The organism is Stygiolobus sp. CP859M, assembly GCF_037389975.1.
Classification (GTDB): Archaea; Thermoproteota; Thermoprotei_A; order Sulfolobales; family Sulfolobaceae; genus Stygiolobus.
This window is the reverse complement of record NZ_JBBHKS010000024.1, coordinates 219,802-240,146: the sequence shown is the minus strand read 5'-3', so window position 1 is coordinate 240,146 and position 20,345 is coordinate 219,802. Positions and strand designations below refer to the sequence as shown.

Sequence of the window (20,345 nt, the reverse complement as noted above, 5' to 3'; positions counted from 1 at the left end):
GAGGTATCAGACTAGATAATAAAACTAAGACTTATATTTTTACTCTTCTGCCTAAGGTATAAAACTTTTATACCCATTTTTAACGCTCTTCGTCTTAAAGATAAATCGTTCGTAAATATCGCCATATCATATTTCTTGCTTACCTTTAGCAAGTGAGTATCCACGTCAATATTATTGTCCTCCTCATCTAGCTCACTCCAATAATTTCTATACGCGTCTAGATACTTTAACGCAACTTGAACTTTCATTTGCATTAAAGGACCGCCTACTTCGGCTAATTTTCTTAACTCTTTTAAGACAGATTTAGTTAGATAAAAAGCCGGTTTATAATCTAAAAACCGAACAACTCTTTCAAATGGGTCAAACCTATCGTAAACATATAACAGAATATTTGTATCTACGAGAATCTTCAGAAATTGATTAGACCCCATCCCACTAATCTCCATCTTCCTCCTATCTGCCTACTTATCACAGCTCTAAGACCTTTATCCCACGCCACAATAGGTCTCTTAAGCTCAACTTCTATCCTATTCGATTTTATGGACTTAATTACACCAAGTGTAGTTGAAGAACCTATAGTGATCATGATCGTTTCCTTCGGTTTTAAATTATCTACTTTTATCAGTTCTTTACTACCTACTACCCGTTCTAAAAGCTGATAGTCTTCAATGACCATGTCAAAAAGTACGGGTACATTATGATTGGCTTTCACTACAACGCTTCCAACTAAGCTATCGGCTTTAACATAAGAGGGATCTAATTCAGTACCTATTGCCATCAATCCACCTGGTTTTGCCTCCTTTACTTCAAGGTCTGAGAACCTAATGGAAGTTATTCTTGAATACAAGGGCTGATACTCTACTTTACCGCCAGACTTCTCTATTCTAACACCTGGTAATACTTTTATCTCGTCTCCTACCTCTAATTTACCTTGTATTATACTGCCTCCTAATACACCTCCTTTTAACTCATTATAAGATGTTCCAGGCTTATTAACATCGAAACTCCTTATTACTAACATTATAGGAGGTTTAGATAAGTCCCTCTCTGGTGTAGGTATGTATTTTTGTATACTTTCAATTAATGCATCAATATTTATTTTGTGAAGAGCACTAACAGGTATTATTGGTGCACCTTCCGCCCATGTCCCCTTAAGGAACTCCCTGATTTGCTTGTATTGTTTTATAGCCTCCTCCTTAGGTACTACATCGACCTTGTTTTGAACAATAATTAGGTTTTTAATATTTATAATACCTAGCGCAAAAAAATGTTCTCTAGTTTGAGGCTGAGGAAAAGGTTCGTTTGCAGCTACAACTAAAATAGCACCATCCATCAGAGCCGCTCCAGATAACATAGTAGCCATTAGGACTTCGTGACCTGGAGCGTCAATGAAAGAAACTTTTCTCAGAAACTTAGGCTCTTCAGTACTACCACAATGTGCACATGAGGGCTCAGTAACATACGCCTCTGGGACTTTACAACTCTCACAAAATCCTATATTCGTTTCAGCGTAACCTAACTTGATTGTCATTCCTCTTTTTAATTCCTCTGAGTGTTTTGAAGTCCATATTCCAGTAATAGCTTGAACTAAAGTAGTCTTACCGTGGTCAACGTGACCTACTACACCTATGTTTACCTCTGGCTGAACTTGTGGCCAAGGCAAAAGTTTTTTCACCTAACTAATATAGTATTAATCTGAACTATTTCAGCAGTGATCATATTTCCGCGAACGGTCTTCTTCTTTCTCATACCGTCTTCAGTAGGATAGAAACCGGGAGGGGAGCTCAGTAACAGCCTCCTTTTAGCACCACCTTGAACGTCAAATCTCATCGGGAAGCCTGAGTTATCTGACCCACCGGTTATCTTAAGTTTCAGGGGTACTCCGGATATGTTTACGTCAACGACATCCCCTATTTTTGCCCCTATTAAACTGGGGACTTTTGATTGATCTACTGAGACCTGGAAGGCTTTAGTTCTGTAAGCTATTGCTTCAAACTCATTAGCACCGAATCTCTCTCCCATCTGCTGGGAAATCCATATCTCATTTTGGGGGACGGAGTTATCTACCTCGACCTTAAAGTGACCCTTTATTTTTAACTTTTTATCTCCCTCCTGCTTTTCTATCTCGACTGTCACGAACTGGTCTAAACCGAGATCTTGTTTAGTCTTCTCATTCAGTTTGGCCGAGGGTATTGCTTTTCCGTCCTTCTCTCCCTGATTAACCTGAACTGCATCAGATACTTTAACTTTAACCTTAGCTGTGTTAGGCTCTTTTGTTTGCGGGTCAGATATGACAATCTTGAAGTCAGGCACTCTTTATCCCTTTAAGCTAAATCAAAACACAAGTATATAAAATCGAAGTTAATAATTTGACCTATGATTGGCGTATTACTAGTTTTACACGGAAGTAAAGTTAGTGAGTGGAAAGAAGTTGCAATAAAGTATGCTGACTTACTTAGAAAGTATTTTTCAGTAGTCGAGTACGGGTTCATCGAGTTTAACGAACCTAGTATCACCGACGCAGCTAAGAAGCTTATTGAAAAAGGTGTAGATAGTATAGTTGTAGTCCCACTGCTTTTTGCTGCGGGAACGCACTTTAAGAGGGATATTCCTAAACAGCTTCAATCAGTGTCAAATAAAGTTAAAATAATAGTCGCTGAGCCAATAGGAGTAGACCATAGGGTTGCAGAAATTCTCAAAGAAAGAGTGGAAAAATCATTGAGCTCCTGAAACGAGAAGTTCTGCTTTCTCAGGCTCGTATCTCCATCCTTGAGGTAACTTACCTACCTCTACGTAGTACCTTACTAATCTTCTTATCTTAGACTCAGTCTCCTCTAACCCTCTCTTGGCTTTCTTATCCTTAGGATGCTCAAACAAGTGTCTTCTTATGTTAACAGCCTTCTTTATTAAATTGTATAAATCTTCTGGAATCTTAGGTGCTAAACCTTTCTCCTCTAATATCTGAACTACTTTTTTACCAGCTATTTGCCTAACTAGTGGTACTCCGTATTGGTCTCTCAATATGAGCCCTATCATACTTGGAGGATATCCTTTCTTAGCTAGTTCTTCTATAAGTAACTCCACTTCTTCCCTAGTGAACCTAACCCATTTAGGAGCTCCAGTCCTGACGGGTCTAGTAGAGTGACTTTGACCATGAGCTCGTTTCTTATTCACGTCATTCACCTGTTAAACAATGGTTTCAGATTAGTAGTAGTATAACCCTTTCTTTTAAGTTCTTCTCTCACTATTAATGTACCCTTCACCATGTTATCCATCTTTTGAAAAGCTATAGACCTAGGCAAAAGCTTCAGTCCGCAGTCGGGGTTCACCCACACTCTCTCTGGCTTAAAGTGTTCCAATAACATTCTTAAATCATTAGCTACTTCCTCAGGCGACTCCACCCTTCTGTTATGAACGTCTATTACTCCTACTCCTATTTCACCATCCCATTTCTCGAAAAGTTTCACTGGTTCATAATTGTAGTTTTTCAGAGCTAGGTTAATTTGGTCAACTTTTAATCTGTCCAAATAAGGCTCTAGATACGAATATTCACCGTAACACACGTGCATAACGACCTTAACACCAATTCCCTTAATAGACTCATTTACAGCTTCTACTGCCCATTCTACTTCATCCTTCCTAGTGTGGATAGCAGGTTCATCAACCTGGATGACCTTTATTCCAGCCTCCACTAGCTTTTTCATTTCAGTGTTAAGCACTTTTGCCAGATCGAATGCCAGATCTCTCTTACTCTTGTAGTATTCATTGTAAGACCACTCGGCTATTGTATAAGGACCGGTAATCGTTACTTTCAGATAAGGAGTGTAACTGGCTTCCTTAGCAAATAGGGCTTCTTCGAGTAACATAGGCTCTTTATACGTTATCTTACCTACTACAGATGGTTTCCTATAGTAATGATCACCCCATACCCTAACGAAGCCGTAAAACCTAAAACCGCCTAGTCTCTCTGCAAAGAACTCTACCATTTCGTCTCTTCTCATCTCACCATCTGTAGGAACATCTATTCCTGCTTTTTGATGGTCTCTGAGCACTGCTATCACAGCATCATTAAACGCTTCCTTCATATCTTGCTCGTTAAGTTTACCTTGATGATATAGTCTTATAGCTTCTCTTAACCATTTGGGCCTTGGATAACTACCGATTACCGTAGTTGGTAAAATAGGGAGCTCATCCATTTAGTATCATCTCCTTCGCCCTCTGTAATATTTTAAACTTTCTCTTTACTATGAGCTCAGGTATTAAATCGTTGAAGGTAGAATTCCCCAAGATTAATTTAGTTATACCCTTCTCTTTAGCATTATTTGCAATCCTCTTTATTGTAGAGATCTTATCTAACTTAGTGTTTCTTGAGTCCAAAACACCGAAATACACTTGCCTATCTTTGCTGATATTGTATAGCATTCCAATCATGGGTTTGTTATCCTCTGTTACATCAAAGCCGTAAACATCTACTGGTAACTTAAAATAGTCGTCAATGACGTCGAACTTTATGTTGAAATATGTGATAATGTGTTTTTCTTTATTTATTCCGTTAAACATTGTCTTATAGTACTCCTTTAAGTTCTCTAATCTTTGCTTTCTAACTCTATCTTGAAAGAAATAAGGCTCATGTATTTCCACGGCGTCATAGTATTTCTCCGTATCCTTAAGTAAAGAGTTTACTACGTAGGAGTAATCCATCATTAAATCTTCTGTCTTGCCTTTATAGTGCACGTTCTTGGACATATACGTAAATGACAGCGGCCCTAATATAACAGCCTTTAATTTCAGACTTTTCATTACATTCTTCTTTGCTAATTCCATGTACTTAACGTAATCATTAGATTCTCTGTACTCCAATTTAGACTTAATTACAATATGGCGATAGTAGAAGTTGTTATCGAAAAATCTATCTAACGCTCCCTTTTCAACACCCTTGAGAAAAGAGTAGGTTAAGTCTACTATATCGTCCCATTCTACCATTCCATCTGTTACATAGTCTACTTTATATTCCTCCATTAGTCCGAAGAAATCTTTCTGAAATTTATCTATTTCTTCTATTACTTTAGACTCTTCGACATTACCGTTTCTATATCTAGTTATTATCTTGGCTATCTTTATAGATCTAGGATAGCTACCCACCAGTGCTGTATAGATCTCCATCAAGATAGTTTAGGAGCAAGCAAATAAGTAACTTTCCCCCCTCCTTCCATGCTGAATTCCATTTGCAAAGGTTTCTGATCCGAAAAGGCTAGCTTAGTATAGTCTGACAATTTAGTTAGCTGTAAAACGTTGTCAATGTAATTAATGTCATAAGTAGCTGTTGCCTCTTTAGTAAACTCTATGTCAGCCAAAGCACCGGTCTCCTTTGTAAACTCACTTTCTACTTTACTCTCTTCACCTCCTCTGATTACTACCTTTTCTTCAGTTGCATATATCGTTACACTGTCTTTACTAACTTGTGAAACCTCACTGATAGCGGTTTTCAGACCTTTCGAGGAAATTGAAGCTTTTACATCGAACTCAAAATTGGCTTCTGGTATTTCAGGGGGTAAAACTTGAATATTCCTTATATTGAAATCACGATTTATAGCACCTATAATAGTCAACTTTACTACCTCCTCGTTATCTGCATCTAATGAAATTGCTTGTTTTCCTTTCACAGCTTTCATCAGTTTCGACATATACTGAGTGTTAAATCCGAATTTGTATTCTTCCTGAACTTCATATTCTTTAAACATTTCTGCAGGTAAATCAATATTAATTAAAGATATTTTTGCCCTATCTACAGCAGTCAATTTTATACCTTCTGGTTTGATTTCGAAAAGAGCTTCATCAACCAACTTAGTGAGAGTTTGTATAATAGCCTTTATGTCTCGTGCATCATCGTAATATACATGCATAAAATAAATTAAGTTATTTAGCTCTTATTTTTTGCGTGATCCTACCCCGTATAATCATTTCTTCAGACAGAAGTAACTCAGGTAAGACGCTAATAACTTCTGGGATAGCCAGAGCACTATCCAAAAAGTTTAAAGTGAGGGCTTTTAAAGCTGGACCGGATTTCATAGACCCTAAGTACTTAAAAATAGCTACCGGTTCTCCAGCAATCAATCTAGACATTTGGCTCATGGGAGAGGATGGAGTAAAGCAGACACTAGCAAAATACAGCAAGGGTTACAATCTTGGTATAATTGAAGGAGTGATGGGTCTATATGATGGAGTTGATACTAGATACAGCACTTACGAGCTGTCCAAAATAACCCATACGCCCATAGTTCTGGTAATAAATTGTAGTAGCCTAGCTAGCACGGCAGGTGCTATAATAAAAGGACTGAAAGAGTATGGAAACGCTAATGTAAAAGGAGTAATATTTAACCAAGTAGGTTCAACTACTCACTTTAATTATTGTAAAAGATCAGTTCCAGAAGACATCGAGGTTCTCGGCTATATAAACTTCGATAAACAACTTACAATTCCATCAAGGCATTTAGGTCTATACACAACCGAAGACTTCAACAAAGCTGAAGAAGTGATTAGCTACGCCTCCAGACTTGTAGAAGAAAACGTAGATTTAGATAGACTGGTAGAAATTTCACAAGATACAAAGCCGATAGATAATGAAGTGACTATTGAGGATCAATCTAAACACGAGGGAATCGCCTATATTGCACTGGATTCCGCGTTCAACTTTTACTATGAAGCTAACCTAGACTTCTTAAGGAAAAAATATAAGCTCGAGTTCTTTAGCCCTCTAAATAACGACAGACCTACAGAAACTCCAGACTTTATATATATCGGAGGCGGTTATCCCGAGTTACATCTAGAAGAGTTAGAGAATTCTGCTTTGACAAAAGAATGGATAAAGAGAAACTCTGAGCGAGGTGTTAAAATACTAGGTGAATGTGGAGGACTCATGTATCTTTCTAAAGAGTTGATCGATGCTCAAGGAAGGTCGTATCGTATGGTTAACGTATTCGATATATCGATAAAGACTAAGGATAGGCTGACTATAGGTTATACTGAGTTAGAGCCGATTAGGATTAATTATCTATCATCTTCCACAATCAAAGGACATGAGTTTCACGTCTCTAAGCCAACTCAAGTAGGAACTGATGTTCAGTTTGCGTTCAGAAATAAGATCGGAAAAGGTATATGGGAGGGAAAAGATGGTGTATTATATGAAAACACTATAGGATTGTATTCTCACTTATACTTTTCACGAATTTGAAGTCTGTTGTCTCTTTAACTCCATTCTTTTAACTCTATTAAGAACTTCCAAGAGTCTATCTATATCATTTGTGTAAAGTCTTATTTTGTATGGAAGCTTTGAAGTTTTAGAATCTATCTCTACATATTTCTTCTCCCTGTTCTCTATTATTTCAGCGTTGACCAAATGCCTCGAATGTAAGAATACGCCGCTTTTATCTGTGGATAATATTCCTTTCTCTGTTACTTTATAACTTGAGGGAGCCATAGCGTCCATCATCTGGATTTTTATCAGTCTACGATAGACGAACATGTTGAAAAGATACAGAGCTTCAAAGTAGATTAAGTAAATTGCTAATTTCTCGTATTGTGCTACACTATCTACAATTTTTAATAATACATAGTCATAAAATAGAAATATTATTATTATGTACAAAATCATTATACCGAACGACTTAAAGTTAGCTACGGCAAGTTGTTGCATTTTCTGAACATACTCCATATCCTTCTGTATGAGACTTCCGGCATTCTTCTCTTCAAACAATGTATTTGACTTGTATATCTCACCCATATATTTTCTCTCCGCTAACATAGGGTTACTTTTAGCCATCATAACGCTGGATATCCCCATTATCACGACAATATAAAGGACATAAACAGGCAAGAAGTATTGAGGATAAAGAGATAGAACAAAAGACATTAAAATCATTAGCCCTTGCGATATCAGTATCATCTTCCAGTTGTAGGGATTGGGATATCCTTGAGGATAACCAGACATACTTAATCATACTCTATTAATGTGGGGTAATAAATATCTGTTGTAACATGTCTCTTACACAACGTTTAGTAATTAGTGCGCTATTTATTACATTAATCCTATTGTCAGTGAATAAAGTAACGGTCTTTTCGGGGTTCCAGAGTTCCACTAGCTCTACAATATCCCTACCGTCGTTAGAAATAAAGATAAGCGTTATTCAGGATTACGTTAACTCTCAGTTAAACATAACGTACAATTTTAACGGATTTCAGTTAACGTTTAATGTAACGGATAATGCCTCAGCCTTAAAACTGAGGTTGCCTAGCACCCTACATTATGTAGTTTCTCAAACAATCAACTGTACAGAAATTATCATTCCATCCAGCTATTTGCTGATGTATTTTTATAACAACTCATATTTTACAATAAATTTGTATGATTCTTCTCAAAATGCTACTATAGTAGTATCGCTAGTACAAGAAGTATATAACTTGTCAGAAACTTTTTTCTCAACTCTTTCTTCTTCAATAACTTCAAATAATAACCATCCTTTTATTCAATCAACTACAGTCTTATTCTTAATTATTTCTATTCTAGGAATAATTGTATTTGTAACTCTAAGATTTAAAAAAAGAAATTAGTAAATACACTTAAATATTTATAAAAGTATGTTATCTTGCAATGTTACCCCCTAAGGAAGAAATCAAGAGAAACTTAGAATCTGGACTACCGATTTTAATTTATGATTTTGACGGAAGAGAAGAAGAAGTTGACATGGTGTTTTATGCAGGTGCGGTGACATGGAAAAGTATAAACTTATTAAGAAAAGATGCAGGAGGACTCATCTGCTACGTAACTGGTGATAATGAGGCTAAAAAGTTAGGCATAACTTTTATGACGGAAATAGTGAAAGAGAAGTACCCTCCATTGTATAAGAAACCTCCTTACGGAGACGAACCTGCCTTCGCATTATGGGTTAACCACATCTCTACCCGAACCGGAATAAACGATGAGGACCGGGCTAAAACAATATCCGAGTTACATAAGACAGTTAGCATGATAAAGATAAGGGAGGATGAGGCTAGGAATAAATTCTACACAGAGTTTTATGCACCGGGTCATGTCCCAATTTTAATTTCAAGAGGATTAAAGAACAGAAAGGGTCATACGGAATTGAGTACATCTCTACTAGAGTATATAGGATTAGAAAGAAGTGGTGTTATAGCTGAAATGCTGGGAGATGGTAAGAGCCTCTCTAAAGAGAAAGCTATACTCTATGCTAAGAATAACGGATTCCTTTTCATAGAGGGTAAGGAAATTGTGTTAGAGGTGATTAGATGACCTCACGTAAATACGGAGTTGTAGATACGACCTTTTCTAGAGTAGACATGGGAAAAATAGCCATAAGCGTGATAAGGAAAGAGGACCCAGAAGCTGAGATTGTAAGGTATACAGTCCCCGGTATAAAAGACTTGCCTGTCGGTGCAAAGAAGTTATTAGATCAAGGATGTGACGGTGTTATTACTTTAGGGTGGGTAGGAAAGACTATGTTAGATAAGTACAGCTATCTGGCTACAAGTATTGGACTGATCATGGTTCAGATATTAACTTCTAAACACGTAATTGACGTAACTGTTCATGAAGACGAATCTGAAGATGAGGAAAAACTCGTTGAGATCGCGAAAGACAGGGCATCAAAACACGCTCTAAACCTTGTTAAGTTAGTCAAAGAAGGAGGATCAGCTTTAACTAAGTATGCTGGTAAAGGTCTTAGGCAGGGGTATACACATGCAAGAGAACTCGAAGATTAATTTAGCTATAGTCGTAGCTGAATTTAACTACGATATCACGTACTTAATGCTACAAAGGGCAATATCCCACGCCAACTTCTTAGGAGCTACAGTTAGAGTAGTAGTGAAAGTCCCCGGGAGTTACGACATGCCCATGATAGTCAAGGAATTACTAAAGAGAGACGAAATAGACGCAGTAGTGACTTTAGGTGCTGTAATTAAAGGAGAAACTAAGCATGACGAAATAGTAGCAACACAGACTGCCAGAAAATTAATGGATCTTTCAGTAGAATTCGGCAAACCTGTAACGTTAGGAATTATTGGACATGGAGTCACACATGAACAAGCTGTAGAAAGAATTGAGGAGTACTCAACTAGGGCTGTGGAGTCTGCAATAAAGCTAGTTAAAAGGGCAAGAAAATTGAAGGAGTTACAGTTAAGTGGGGATGCGACGGTGGTAATTGAGTGAAAACAGTAAAGCTCATAATGGAGGGTTATAAGCAGTGGACTGAAAGTTTAGGAGTCGACAGAGAATGGAAAATTCAAGCTTTCCAACACTACTTTTCTTACTTACTCTACAACAAATTAGCCGAAATTGGAAGTTACGTTATCCCATTTCGTTATGATATTCACGTTATATTAGCCGATGGAGTAAAGGAAAAAGATATAGTAAAAGTAATAGAAGAAATAGATACTCATTCTCCGACTTCTATTAAACTATGTAAAGGTTATCATCAAAAGCCTATCCTTTCAGTGTTTTCTTGTGAAGAAATCGATTTAGACAAGGTACCTGATGAAAGAATACTCGTTGCACATTACGACATTGATGGAATTACTAAACTTAATATACAACAATCGATGGAAAAAATAGATTTTTTGATGGACTACATAAAAGCGGTAGGAAAAAGGCTAGGTTGTATAGACCAATATTTCGGTGGTGATAACTTGGGGCTGTTCTGCTCTGAGGACACTGTTGAAGCACACATAAAGGTAGTTAAGGAGTTAAATGATGTTAAAGTAGGGATAGGTATCGGTTCAAAAGCTAGAGATGCTTTAAGAAACGCTACTGAGGCATTGGACGAGATTAGAAAATTCAGGGAAGAAAAATGGAAAATAATAGGATAAACCTCGGAGGAGCTTTACTCGGAGAAGAACTAGATTATGTTGAGAAAATAAACATAGAGTTTGACGAAAATACTGGAAGAATAACTCATATAGGGAAGGGCTACGACTATAAGGGAAAGGACTTAAGAGGTTATGTTGCTATCCCTCCTCTAGTTAACGCTCATGCGCACACAGCGGATTTCACATTTCCCGAAGTAGAAATAACAAAAAGCCTGAAGGAACTTGTAGGCGATCCAAAAAGTGTAAAATATGAGTATTTTAAGAAGTATCGAGGTAAAATAGTCGAGAGAATTGCACAATTTTTGAAATATTCCAAGAGTCTAGGAATATTTACAATAGTAGATTTTAGAGAGGAGGGTATTGAAGGAATAAAAATAGCTCTAGAAGCGGACAAAATTGTGGCGGAAGTTAACCATATACTTCTAGGAAGACTTGACGTTTTTTCAGAGGAAGAATTAATTAAACTACACAGCATATCTCATGGCTACGGGTTACCTTCTGTGAATAGTAATAGTAAAGACGAATTAGCTAAAATCAGCACTGTATTTTCAGATAAGATTAGAGGTGCTCATGTTTCCGAGACTAAGAGACATTACTTAAGGGATGACCTCGAGTACTTACTAAGTTATTATAAGCCGACTCTCCTGATTCACGGGACTAATTTAAATGAGCCTGACTTCGAGTTGATTTCGGATATTCCCTTAGTAGTTTGTCCTAGAAGCAACCTATGGTTCTCAGCTGGTATACCTAGGATAGCTGATGCAATAGAAAAAGATGTAAAGTTACTTTTCGGTACAGATAATGGTGCATGGATAGATTATAATTTATGGAAAGACCTTGAGTTAGCGTATCTCTTATCGAGAGTTCAAAGACCCTTTACGGATTTTTCGAAGGAAATTCTGAAAGGAGCGACAACAACTGCTTACGGAATATTTAATCTAAACTACGGGGTAGAAGAAGGTAAAACGTTTTTGGTAGTCCTTCTAAAAAAGGATGAATTAAGTTGGGCTCACAATATTTATTCTGCTATCGTTAAAAGAGGTTCTAATCTAGTTTCTCATAGTCTTGGTGCTATCCAAAACCTCAAATGACCTCCAGATTCAGTAGTAGCTTCTCCCCTTAACGGCACATTAGTTCCGAAGCTTACGGTAACGTCCTCCGAGAATGCTAATGCCTTAAAAGCTGTCTTTAGTACTTCTATCTTATAGAATGATCTACTCTCTGCCTCTATAGTTACAGACTTTAGGGGTTTATCTTGGCGTAGCTTAGCTTTATAAGATTTACCACTTTCTTCTGCAGAGAACTCAATCCCGTTATCGTCAGTGGTACTTATTTGAATTTCTTCCTCTGTTACAATACTGGCATCAGACAATATCTTCTTCAGGATTGATCCGTCTAACGAAAAGGAGACCGGAAGTGAGACTTTAGGTTCAGTTAAGCGTTGTGTTTCTACTTTCTCGCCCTTGACATAAATATTGCTTCTAAGTCCACTTTTTTCGTCTCTTAAAGTTATTTTTAATCCAGCGTCAGTTTCATCTATCATTACTGAGGTAGTCTTGCTCTTAGCTTTACCTAGAATCTTCTTTACCTCATTTAAGTTGATTTTTACACCGACTGGCTTATCGATTGAGTAATCCTCTAAGTATTCCTTAGATATAACGAGGACTCCCATTAAGGACTTATCGTCCGTTAAATAAGAAGAATAAATCGAATCCTCTATGAAATTTAAAACTACTTCATCAGCTATTTCGTTCAACCCTGCTAATAGTGAATAAAAATCTTTAGCATTAGAATAAACAACTTTGATCATTCTTCTTCCTCAGATGTTTTTTTGGCTTTAACTTTTTTAGACTTTTTTGCCACTTTTCTTTTCTTTTTATCTCTAGCAGAATATCTATTTTTCAGTTCATTAAACATTTTCTTTGCTTCCTCAAGGCTTATTTTGTCGTCCAATAACTTATCCCATATCTCGGTGTTTTTCATCAGCAACTCTATATCAGGAATTGTCATGGAGGCGAATTCTTCTTCCTCACCACTTTCACTTGTTTTCTCCTCTGATTCTTCTTCCTCTTTCGGAGCTATTTCTTCTTCTAACTTCTCCTCTTCCTCACTTTTTTCCTCCTTACCCTCCTCGTCTTCGTCAAACATGAACATCACCCTCGTAAAACTGAACTAAATATATGAATCTCCCTAATAAATCTCTAGTCACGAATACCCCTCTAGGCAGTTTCGGAAAAGTCTCGTATAATGTGTAATACATATCCAAATCAGAACCTCCAAAAAACTTACTGATATACTCAAGCTCTCCAGGCTCAACTATATTAAATGCGTAGAATAGACCAGCATTCGGAATAACTTCCTTCAAATAATCCACGCTTTGTGATATTAGCAGAAAACCAAATCCAAACTTTCTACCTTCGGCTAAAAGCCTTTCAATCAATTGTTTGCCTGACTCCTTACTAAGTAGAAAAGGTGCCTCATCTATTATTACTAAGTTTTCTATCTTACTCGATTTACGAGAGTACATTAAACTTTGTATTGATTTAAGAATTGTTTCCATTATAATATATTTAACTTCATTTGTAGGAACACTAGAAAAGTCTAGTATATAAGAAGAGTTAAGTAACTCCTCGAAGTTAATACTGTTAGACTGAAAAACTGTTGAAGATAAATACTGTAGATATGGCTCTAGAGATTGATATTTGTTAATTTCTTGTGCACTCAAAGCGTTCTTCTTGTGACGCTCAAGGAGTAGTAATACGTCCCTAAAAGTAGGAGGGTTTTGAGACCAAGTAGAAGGGTCGTCTGGGTCTAGACCTTTTTCGGCGTAAGCCTCAACGATTAAGTTAGTTAACTCAATAGCTTGAATATTTCCTAGATTAAATAAACTCTTAAGCATGTATGCGATCTCTAATGCTCTCTCCTTCGGATTTCGATTAAAGAGACTCAAGGGATTTACCGAAATCTGAGAAACGTCTACTCTCTTAACTTCATTTAGGTAGTATTCTCCGTGTAAGTCAAATACGAGGAAATTAACACTAAGTTTAGAGGCTAAGAGCTTAGCAAAATTGGACTTACCAGAACCACTGGTGCCGACTACAATAATATTATAGTTCTTAGTTTTCGAAAAGTCAATACAATAATTAGCCTTGATACCTGACCATTTATACTTTCTGCTACTGTTAACCCTTATTACACTTGAGTCTATTATGCCGGACTTACTTAGTATTCCTACGATGTTTCCTAGGCAGATACCTTGTTTACTGATTTCCCCTCTTGGAGTTAGAGAATAAGGAGTTGCAAACCATGAGAGTAATATTAAAGGTAGGTCGTAGTAATCCCCGAAAAGAGAAATACCTATAACATTTAACATACTACCAGCTATGAGAGGCAAGTTCCCGTAAAAAAGAAAAAAATAGAGAGCTATTACTAATGTGAACCCGATGAGGGCTATTTTAGGCTTGAACTTGTATCCAAAAAGGGATAATTGTTCGAACCAAGTATCTGACATGTTTCTTCTAATAAACCACCCTATAAAACCTATGAATAAGGCAGAAATAAAGTAGGTAGACGAAAACGTAAGCAAGTCAAGAAGAAAGAAAAAGGATAGGGACTGTTGTTGAAATAAAGAGTACGTAAAGAGGATAAGGGGGTAATATAAAATTACCATAACTAAAGAAGTAAATATAAATTCAACTAGAATTCCGTCAAGGAAGAAAATCACCAAAAGCTCAGCAGACTCCACAGCTGGGTAAATATAGTACGGAATTACAATTAAATTAGGAATTGCATACTTAATGAGTATAAATTCAAGAACTATCAAAGATGTCATAATAGCGTGCTTTTTAAGCATATTTTATTTTAAGCACCAAATCACAAGATTTTATGGCTTCATGATAAACGTTTCTCAGAGTTTTTACAAGAAGTTATACGAGTTAGGATATAAGAGTCTTACCCCTATACAAGAAAAAGCTATTCCGAAAATTTTAGAAGGAAAAAACACATTAGTTATAGCCCCAACTGGATTCGGTAAAACCGAAACAGCGATATTTCCGATTTATTATAAAATACTAAAAGAGACCCCACCCAGGATTTCAACAATTTATATTACACCTCTTAGGGCTCTAAACAGAGACATAGAAAATAGGTTAAAAAGATTAGGAGAAGCATTAGGAGTTAAAGTAGCAGTAAGGCACGGCGACTCCTCTCAGTCGGAAAGAAAGAACGTAATAAAGGATCCTCCAGACGTACTCCTTACTACTCCAGAGACTTTAATGTACCTGATTATAAATAAAGATATGAGAGAATTACTAAAGAACACACGTTGGATAGTCTTAGACGAATTACAAGAAATGTTGGATGAGAAAAGGGGATATGAATTACTTCTTGTCCTGGAAAGGTTGAAACACCTTACTGCCCAAAGAAAACCGCAGATGATAGGATTATCTGCTACAATCGGAGACGTAGACATAGCTAAGAAGTTCTTAGGTGATGAAGTAGAGGTAGTTAAGATTGATAAGAGAAAAGATATGCAAATTACCCTAGTAATACCTAGCATCGATCAAGAGATCATAGACCTCTCAGTGAAAACCGGCCTAAACCCAGAGACCTTATCTAGGATAAAAGCCTTAGAGAAAATAATTAAAGAGGAAAAGCCAGTTCTGATATTCACTAACGTAAGAGAAACTACGGAGTTCTTGGCTAACGAGTTGACAAAACTAACAGATTTAAAGATCCTTACTCACCACGGCTCTCTGTCAAAGGAAATTAGAATAGATGCTGAAAACAGATTCAGAAAAGGAGAAATAGACGCCTTAGTTGCGACATCAAGCCTTGAATTAGGTATAGATATTGGTTTAATTAACGCTGTAATCCAGTATATGTCGCCCAGACAAGTTATAAGATTAGTGCAAAGAATAGGGAGAAGCGGCCACTCTCTAGATAAAATTTCGCGAGGATACTTAATGCCATCAGGAGATATTTATGATATCCTCGAGTGTAAAAGCATACTCGATAGCTTAAGGGAAAGTTATCTTGAAAGTCCTATAGTAGAACCAAAACCCTACGACGTAGTAGCTCATGAAATAGCTGGTATGGTACTCGAAGGAATAACAGACCAAAAGGAAATATTCAAGATAGTAACGTCCTCGTTCTTATTCTCTGACTTAACAGAGGAGGAGTTTGAAAAAATCCTCAGTATCCTCGAGTCGGCTAGAATTATAAAGAGGAATAAAGAAAACGTCCTTCCCTCATATAGGGCATGGAGATATTACTATACAACTAATATGATACCGGATTCAATAAGAGATTACCTCGTAATAGATCATATTAACAACTCAAAAATAGGGTCTCTAGATTACGAGTTCGTAGCTACGCTCGACGAGAATTCCGTTATAGTCTTAGGGGGAAGACTATGGAAAATCGTTTCGATAGAAGAGAATAGAGTATACGTAGAGCAAACGTCTCTAAAATCGGGCGTCTTACCGAACTGGTTCGGGGAGTCTATTCCGGTAGAAAAGGAAGTAGCTTTGAAGGTGTACGAATATCTTGAGAAACTCGAAAATGGTGAAGGTTTAGAACTACCTGAGAACGTGATTGATAGATTAAGAACACTTGTGGAAGAACAGAAGAAGAGAGGATACCCACTACCCTCTAGGAGTACAAGCTTGGTAGAAATAAACAATGACTTAATTGTAGTCCACGTAGCTTTAGGTACTAGAGGGAACAACACTTTAGGTGCGGTTCTGTCGTTGCTACTAACTAATCTAAAGGGAGTGAAGACTAACTACAGAGCTGATGCTTATCACATAGCTATAGCATCCGTGATCCCCTTAAGTGAAAATGACGTTAAAAGAGCTATTTCTATATTAAATAACATTACTATTGATGAATTTAAGGACTTGATCGGGAGGGCTGTAAGGGATAGTCCTCAATTTAAGTGGAAACTTTTAGTAGAAGCCGAGAGGTTTGGTGTGATAGATAGAGAGAAGATCTCAGACCTACAAATTATGCAAACTGTCCTTAAGGCTTTCGCAGATACAGTAGTTGGGGAAGAAGCTGTAAAGGAATTAGTATATAAGAATTACGACTTAACAATCTTTAACGATCTCAAACACATTTCCTGGAAAATTTTACAAGTGCCGAGCTTCTCACCTCTCGCTAAAGAGTTCTTGAACAAGCTTCTGGTCTTATCCCACTCGGACGACAAAGGAGCTATGCTAGAGATATTCAAGCGTAAACTTAACAACTGTGAAGTTTGGATTTCTTGTTTATTATGTAATTGGAATCAGAAAGTAACCTCTTCTTCGGCGCCACAAAAATGCCCTAAATGTGGTTCTATCTTCTTAACGATAATTGAGAATGACGACGACTTAAAAATCCTTAAGAAAATTAGAGAGAACCAGAAAATCAATAAAAAGGAAGCTAAGAGGCTAGAAGCCCTGAGAAACTTAGCATCAATGTACTCGATCTATAATAAGTATGTGGCAATAGGAATGTGTGCAAGAGGAGTAGGTGCTAGTAACTTGGGAAAAGCCCTTGATAAGCTCAAATATGGGGAGGAAAAGTTTTACGAAGCTTTACTTGATGAAGAAAGAAAGTTTTTAAAGAATAGAAAATACTGGCAATAGGTTTAAATCCATCCTTATTTTTTGATTCATAGGTAATCCTTATGTCGATAATAGAGGTAGGCAGGATTTGCGTTAAGACCAGAGGAAGGGAAGCCGGTAAGAAATGTGTAATAGTTGATATAATTGACGAGAATTACGTACTAGTAACTGGACCTAAAGATGTAAATGGAGTAAAGAGAAGAAGAGTTAATATATTACATATAGAGCCAACAGACAAAAAGATAAACATAAATAAAGGAGCAAATGATGAAGACGTAAAGAAAGCACTACAAGAAGCGGGTCTCATGGATTACATGAAGGAAACAATAAAACCTAAGATACCTGTGATTTAATATGTATAAATTTTTAGAAAAGATAGATTATTTTTGTAATTACAGTAATAGTTGGAATATACTTCGAGAAGCTCAAACAGATGATAAATACGGCTTCTATCCCGACAAAAGACCTATAGAGGCCCTGATAAGAAACGCAATAATAAACTTAGATAAGCCAGCGGGTCCTACAAGTCATGAAGTTGCATATTGGGTTAAGAAAATGTTTAACTTGAACAAAGTAGGCCATGGGGGGACCCTAGAGCACGTTTAACGTGCGGGGAGACCCAAAAGTAACGGGAGTATTGCCAATAGGAATGGAAAATGCAACAAAACTGATGAGCCTTATTAGTAAGGCTGGTAAAGAATATGTCTGCATTATGCAAGTACACTGCGATTACGAAATGGATGAGCTCAAAGAGATAGTTAACCAATTCATTGGTGAAATATATCAGAGGCCTCCAGTAAGATCTTCAGTGAAGAGAAGGACAAGAAAAAGAAGAGTATACAGTATAGACATTCTTGAGACTGAAGGAAGATTGGTACTCATGAAAATAGCCTCTGAGCCTGGTACTTATATGAGAAAAATATGTCATGATATCGGGATATTACTTGGTTGCGGAGCTCACATGAGAGAACTAAGAAGAACGAGATCAGGAATATTCACCGAGGATTCAAACTTAGTTACTCTCCACGAGATCTCAGAGGCATTGTACATGTATAAACACTGCAAAGATGAGAGTGACCTAAGAAGAGTTTTGCTCCCCATGGAATTTGCAGTGTGTGGAATTCCGAAAGTGGTAATCAATGATGACGCGGTCAATGCCATTACTTATGGTGCTACATTAAATGCACCGGGTGTAGTGGCATTTCAGAACTTTAAGAGAGGTGAAAATGTGGCCATAATGACACTAAAAGGAGAAATTGTAGCAATAGGGGAAAGTAACATAAACAGCAACGAAATACAAAATATGAAGAAAGGAATTGTAGTAAAACCTAAGAGAGTCTTAATGGAAAGAGACGTTTATCCGAAGGGATGGAAAAAGAATGAAAAAGATTAAAGAAATAATTTTTGTAAACGATGTAGTTAACGGTATACCCTTGTCTTTAGAGAGTTCTTATGGTCTATTTTCTAAGGATAAACTAGACTTAGGTACTAAAGTAATGCTAGAGAACCTAATAATACCCGAGAGCGGGGTAGTTGCCGATGTAGGTTGTGGTTATGGTCCAATAGGAATTTATTTGGCATTAAAAAACCCTAATCTTACGGTTTACATGCTTGATGTTGATAAGAAAGCCGTCTATTATTCCAGAAAAAACGTTAGTAGGTACGGACTTGAAAACAGAGTCCACGTTATCCAAAGTGATATATTTGAAAACATACCATCAGAGATTAAATTTAATGCAATTTACTCTAATCCACCCTTAAAGGCTGGAAAAGCATTCATAGAGAGACTAGCAAGTACTAGCTACGACAGAGTTACCGAAGGTGGACTAATACAGCTCGTAGTATACAAGGGTGAAGAAAACGTGATTAATTTATTTAGCCAGAAATTCAAAAACGTTGAGGTTTATAAGAGGATTAAGGGATACTCGATTATAATTGTAAGGAAAGACTGAAGTTAAGTATTAAAGGAATAAAATAAAATATGATGATTGCCGGGGTGCCCGAGCGGTTAAGGGGCTGGCCTTGAGAGCTTACTAGGATAGCCAGTACGGGTCACCGTGCGCGGGTTCGAATCCCGCCCCCGGCGTTATTATCTCCTTAAAAATGCAATACTTGCTAACAAAGACTGTCATTTAGCTATTAGATAGAACAAGAACAAATAGCACTTCGAACTACTTTCAAGTATTCTTTTAGTTTTTTATAATATAAATAATTATTTTCCTTAATATATTAAGACCTTATAATTAAACTATCAGAATGGAAGTTTTAATTTGTTGAAGCTCTAAATATTCGCAGAAAATTTTCTAAGTAAGTTACGCAGCATATGCAGGGATAATCCATATCCAAGTAATGCCGCCGCGGGGACTTGAACCCCGGACAACCCGGTCCCTGCGTGATCCGGCCTTCAGCCGGGCGCTCTCCCGGGCTGAGCTACGGCGGCATTATTATTTTATGAAGAATGAATTTATAGGTTTAATGGTTAATGTTTCTGTTGGGACCGGGCGACACTCTGTTGAGTTCCCCAAGTTTGGGGTTACGATGATACAGAGTCTCCAGAGGTCCCTACAAGCACTATTTTTAATGAATTTTAGGTATTACATGATGAATATAATACTTTAGTTAGTGCTTCAAATAGGTAAGAAAAGGTCTAATAAATCTCAAATGCACCGAATTATATACTATATGTGTGATGTGAAAAGAGTTGTAATAATAATATATTATAATTAAGTGCGGCCGCCGGGATTTGAACCCGGGATTACTGGCTTTCCTCTAGCTCATTGGAAGGCCAGCGTCCTAATCCAGGCTAGACGACGGCCGCAATTTTAATTATATAAGAGGTGGATTTTAAAGTTGATG

Annotated in this window: 24 protein-coding genes and 3 tRNA genes; 14 read left to right on the top strand and 13 right to left on the bottom strand. The window is 37.1% G+C overall.

All coding sequences use genetic code 11. The annotated features are described in order from the left end of the window. Positions 1-11: 11 nt before the first annotated feature. The 3 genes from WIW72_RS12855 to WIW72_RS12845 are packed head-to-tail and all read right to left on the bottom strand — an operon-like array spanning position 12 to position 2,313. Complete coding sequence (locus WIW72_RS12855; protein WP_337700616.1) at positions 12-431, bottom strand: PIN domain-containing protein; 420 nt, start codon at positions 429-431, stop codon at positions 12-14. Continuing rightward, positions 410-1,663 (bottom strand): translation initiation factor IF-2 subunit gamma, encoded by a 1,254-nt coding sequence (locus WIW72_RS12850; protein ID WP_337700618.1) that lies wholly within the window; start codon positions 1,661-1,663, stop codon positions 410-412. The genes WIW72_RS12855 and WIW72_RS12850 overlap by 22 nt, the downstream gene beginning before the upstream one ends. 8 nt (positions 1,664-1,671) lie before the next feature. After that, entirely contained in the window at positions 1,672-2,313 is a 642-nt protein-coding gene (locus tag WIW72_RS12845) for a 30S ribosomal protein S6e (protein ID WP_337700620.1), read from the bottom strand. Between the two features lie 63 nt (positions 2,314-2,376). On the opposite strand from WIW72_RS12845, the gene WIW72_RS12840 reads away from it, so the two are divergent. Beyond that, positions 2,377-2,730 carry a CbiX/SirB N-terminal domain-containing protein gene (locus WIW72_RS12840; RefSeq protein ID WP_337700622.1) on the top strand — a complete coding sequence of 118 codons (354 nt, stop codon included), beginning with the start codon at positions 2,377-2,379 and terminating at the stop codon, positions 2,728-2,730. Here the strand turns inward: WIW72_RS12840 and WIW72_RS12835 are convergent. The 4 genes from WIW72_RS12835 to pcn are packed head-to-tail and all read right to left on the bottom strand — an operon-like array spanning position 2,716 to position 5,903. Further along, complete coding sequence (locus WIW72_RS12835) at positions 2,716-3,174, bottom strand: 30S ribosomal protein S15 (RefSeq protein WP_337700624.1); 459 nt, start codon at positions 3,172-3,174, stop codon at positions 2,716-2,718. The two genes, WIW72_RS12840 and WIW72_RS12835, sit on opposite strands and share 15 nt — an antisense overlap. Positions 3,175-3,179: 5 nt before the next feature. Continuing rightward, positions 3,180-4,196 (bottom strand): methionine synthase, encoded by a 1,017-nt coding sequence (locus WIW72_RS12830; RefSeq protein ID WP_337700626.1) that lies wholly within the window; start codon positions 4,194-4,196, stop codon positions 3,180-3,182. Then, the gene (locus WIW72_RS12825) at positions 4,189-5,163 is read right to left on the bottom strand and encodes a 5-methyltetrahydropteroyltriglutamate--homocysteine methyltransferase (protein WP_337700628.1); all 975 of its coding nucleotides are present in this window, start codon (positions 5,161-5,163) and stop codon (positions 4,189-4,191) included. Before WIW72_RS12825 ends, WIW72_RS12830 begins: the two co-directional genes overlap by 8 nt. After that, positions 5,163-5,903, bottom strand: a complete 741-nt coding sequence (gene pcn / locus WIW72_RS12820; protein ID WP_337700630.1) for a proliferating cell nuclear antigen (pcna) — start codon at positions 5,901-5,903, stop codon at positions 5,163-5,165. Before pcn ends, WIW72_RS12825 begins: the two co-directional genes overlap by 1 nt. Positions 5,904-5,938: 35 nt before the next feature. Here pcn and WIW72_RS12815 point away from each other — a divergent pair, with 35 nt between their 5' ends. Further along, positions 5,939-7,231, top strand: a complete 1,293-nt coding sequence (locus WIW72_RS12815; RefSeq protein WP_337700632.1) for a cobyrinate a,c-diamide synthase — start codon at positions 5,939-5,941, stop codon at positions 7,229-7,231. Here WIW72_RS12815 and WIW72_RS12810 read toward each other — a convergent pair. Next, positions 7,220-7,987, bottom strand: coding sequence for a DUF2208 domain-containing protein (locus tag WIW72_RS12810; RefSeq protein WP_337700636.1), 768 nt, complete (start codon positions 7,985-7,987; stop codon positions 7,220-7,222). The genes WIW72_RS12815 and WIW72_RS12810 overlap by 12 nt on opposite strands. 101 nt (positions 7,988-8,088) lie before the next feature. Here WIW72_RS12810 and WIW72_RS12805 point away from each other — a divergent pair, with 101 nt between their 5' ends. The 6 genes from WIW72_RS12805 to WIW72_RS12780 are packed head-to-tail and all read left to right on the top strand — an operon-like array spanning position 8,089 to position 11,972. Next, a complete protein-coding gene (locus WIW72_RS12805; RefSeq protein ID WP_337700638.1) occupies positions 8,089-8,607 on the top strand; it encodes a hypothetical protein in 519 nt (172 codons plus the stop codon). 40 nt (positions 8,608-8,647) lie between these two features. Beyond that, positions 8,648-9,307, top strand: a complete 660-nt coding sequence (locus WIW72_RS12800) for a 3,4-dihydroxy-2-butanone-4-phosphate synthase (RefSeq protein WP_337700640.1) — start codon at positions 8,648-8,650, stop codon at positions 9,305-9,307. After that, on the top strand, positions 9,304-9,777 hold the full coding sequence (gene ribC, locus WIW72_RS12795; protein WP_337700642.1) for a riboflavin synthase: 474 nt from the start codon (positions 9,304-9,306) through the stop codon (positions 9,775-9,777). The genes WIW72_RS12800 and ribC overlap by 4 nt, the downstream gene beginning before the upstream one ends. Then, positions 9,755-10,225 (top strand): 6,7-dimethyl-8-ribityllumazine synthase, encoded by a 471-nt coding sequence (ribH, locus tag WIW72_RS12790; RefSeq protein WP_337700645.1) that lies wholly within the window; start codon positions 9,755-9,757, stop codon positions 10,223-10,225. The genes ribC and ribH overlap by 23 nt, the downstream gene beginning before the upstream one ends. After that, positions 10,222-10,881: a GTP cyclohydrolase IIa gene (locus WIW72_RS12785; RefSeq protein ID WP_337700647.1), complete on the top strand. Its 660-nt coding sequence runs from the start codon at positions 10,222-10,224 to the stop codon at positions 10,879-10,881. The genes ribH and WIW72_RS12785 overlap by 4 nt, the downstream gene beginning before the upstream one ends. Beyond that, complete coding sequence (locus tag WIW72_RS12780) at positions 10,863-11,972, top strand: amidohydrolase family protein (protein ID WP_337700649.1); 1,110 nt, start codon at positions 10,863-10,865, stop codon at positions 11,970-11,972. Before WIW72_RS12785 ends, WIW72_RS12780 begins: the two co-directional genes overlap by 19 nt. On the opposite strand, the gene WIW72_RS12775 is transcribed toward WIW72_RS12780, so the two are convergent. The 3 genes from WIW72_RS12775 to WIW72_RS12765 are packed head-to-tail and all read right to left on the bottom strand — an operon-like array spanning position 11,939 to position 14,734. Continuing rightward, positions 11,939-12,691 (bottom strand): DNA polymerase sliding clamp, encoded by a 753-nt coding sequence (locus tag WIW72_RS12775; RefSeq protein ID WP_337700651.1) that lies wholly within the window; start codon positions 12,689-12,691, stop codon positions 11,939-11,941. The two genes, WIW72_RS12780 and WIW72_RS12775, sit on opposite strands and share 34 nt — an antisense overlap. Next, complete coding sequence (locus tag WIW72_RS12770; protein ID WP_337700652.1) at positions 12,688-13,029, bottom strand: RNA polymerase subunit Rpo13; 342 nt, start codon at positions 13,027-13,029, stop codon at positions 12,688-12,690. Before WIW72_RS12770 ends, WIW72_RS12775 begins: the two co-directional genes overlap by 4 nt. Next, on the bottom strand, positions 13,022-14,734 hold the full coding sequence (locus WIW72_RS12765; RefSeq protein ID WP_337700654.1) for an ATP-binding protein: 1,713 nt from the start codon (positions 14,732-14,734) through the stop codon (positions 13,022-13,024). Before WIW72_RS12765 ends, WIW72_RS12770 begins: the two co-directional genes overlap by 8 nt. A gap of 40 nt (positions 14,735-14,774) precedes the next feature. On the opposite strand from WIW72_RS12765, the gene WIW72_RS12760 reads away from it, so the two are divergent. The 6 genes from WIW72_RS12760 (at position 14,775) to WIW72_RS12735 (ending at position 19,575) form a co-directional block, all read left to right on the top strand. Further along, a complete protein-coding gene (locus tag WIW72_RS12760; RefSeq protein WP_337700656.1) occupies positions 14,775-17,510 on the top strand; it encodes a DEAD/DEAH box helicase in 2,736 nt (911 codons plus the stop codon). Positions 17,511-17,551: 41 nt separating this feature from the next. Further along, positions 17,552-17,842, top strand: a complete 291-nt coding sequence (locus WIW72_RS12755) for a 50S ribosomal protein L14e (protein WP_337700658.1) — start codon at positions 17,552-17,554, stop codon at positions 17,840-17,842. Position 17,843: 1 nt separating this feature from the next. Beyond that, on the top strand, positions 17,844-18,095 hold the full coding sequence (locus tag WIW72_RS12750) for a tRNA pseudouridine synthase A (protein WP_337700660.1): 252 nt from the start codon (positions 17,844-17,846) through the stop codon (positions 18,093-18,095). 43 nt (positions 18,096-18,138) lie between these two features. Then, positions 18,139-18,882 carry an RNA-guided pseudouridylation complex pseudouridine synthase subunit Cbf5 gene (locus tag WIW72_RS12745; protein WP_337700662.1) on the top strand — a complete coding sequence of 248 codons (744 nt, stop codon included), beginning with the start codon at positions 18,139-18,141 and terminating at the stop codon, positions 18,880-18,882. Further along, a complete protein-coding gene (locus WIW72_RS12740) occupies positions 18,869-19,441 on the top strand; it encodes a class I SAM-dependent methyltransferase (RefSeq protein ID WP_337700664.1) in 573 nt (190 codons plus the stop codon). The genes WIW72_RS12745 and WIW72_RS12740 overlap by 14 nt, the downstream gene beginning before the upstream one ends. 38 nt (positions 19,442-19,479) lie before the next feature. After that, a tRNA-Ser gene (locus WIW72_RS12735) sits at positions 19,480-19,575 on the top strand. Between the two features lie 264 nt (positions 19,576-19,839). Here the strand turns inward: WIW72_RS12735 and WIW72_RS12730 are convergent. Next, positions 19,840-19,929: transfer RNA gene (locus tag WIW72_RS12730), tRNA-Phe, on the bottom strand. A 288-nt stretch (positions 19,930-20,217) separates the two neighbouring features. Next, positions 20,218-20,307, bottom strand: a tRNA-Gly gene (locus tag WIW72_RS12725). Positions 20,308-20,345 lie beyond the last annotated feature (38 nt).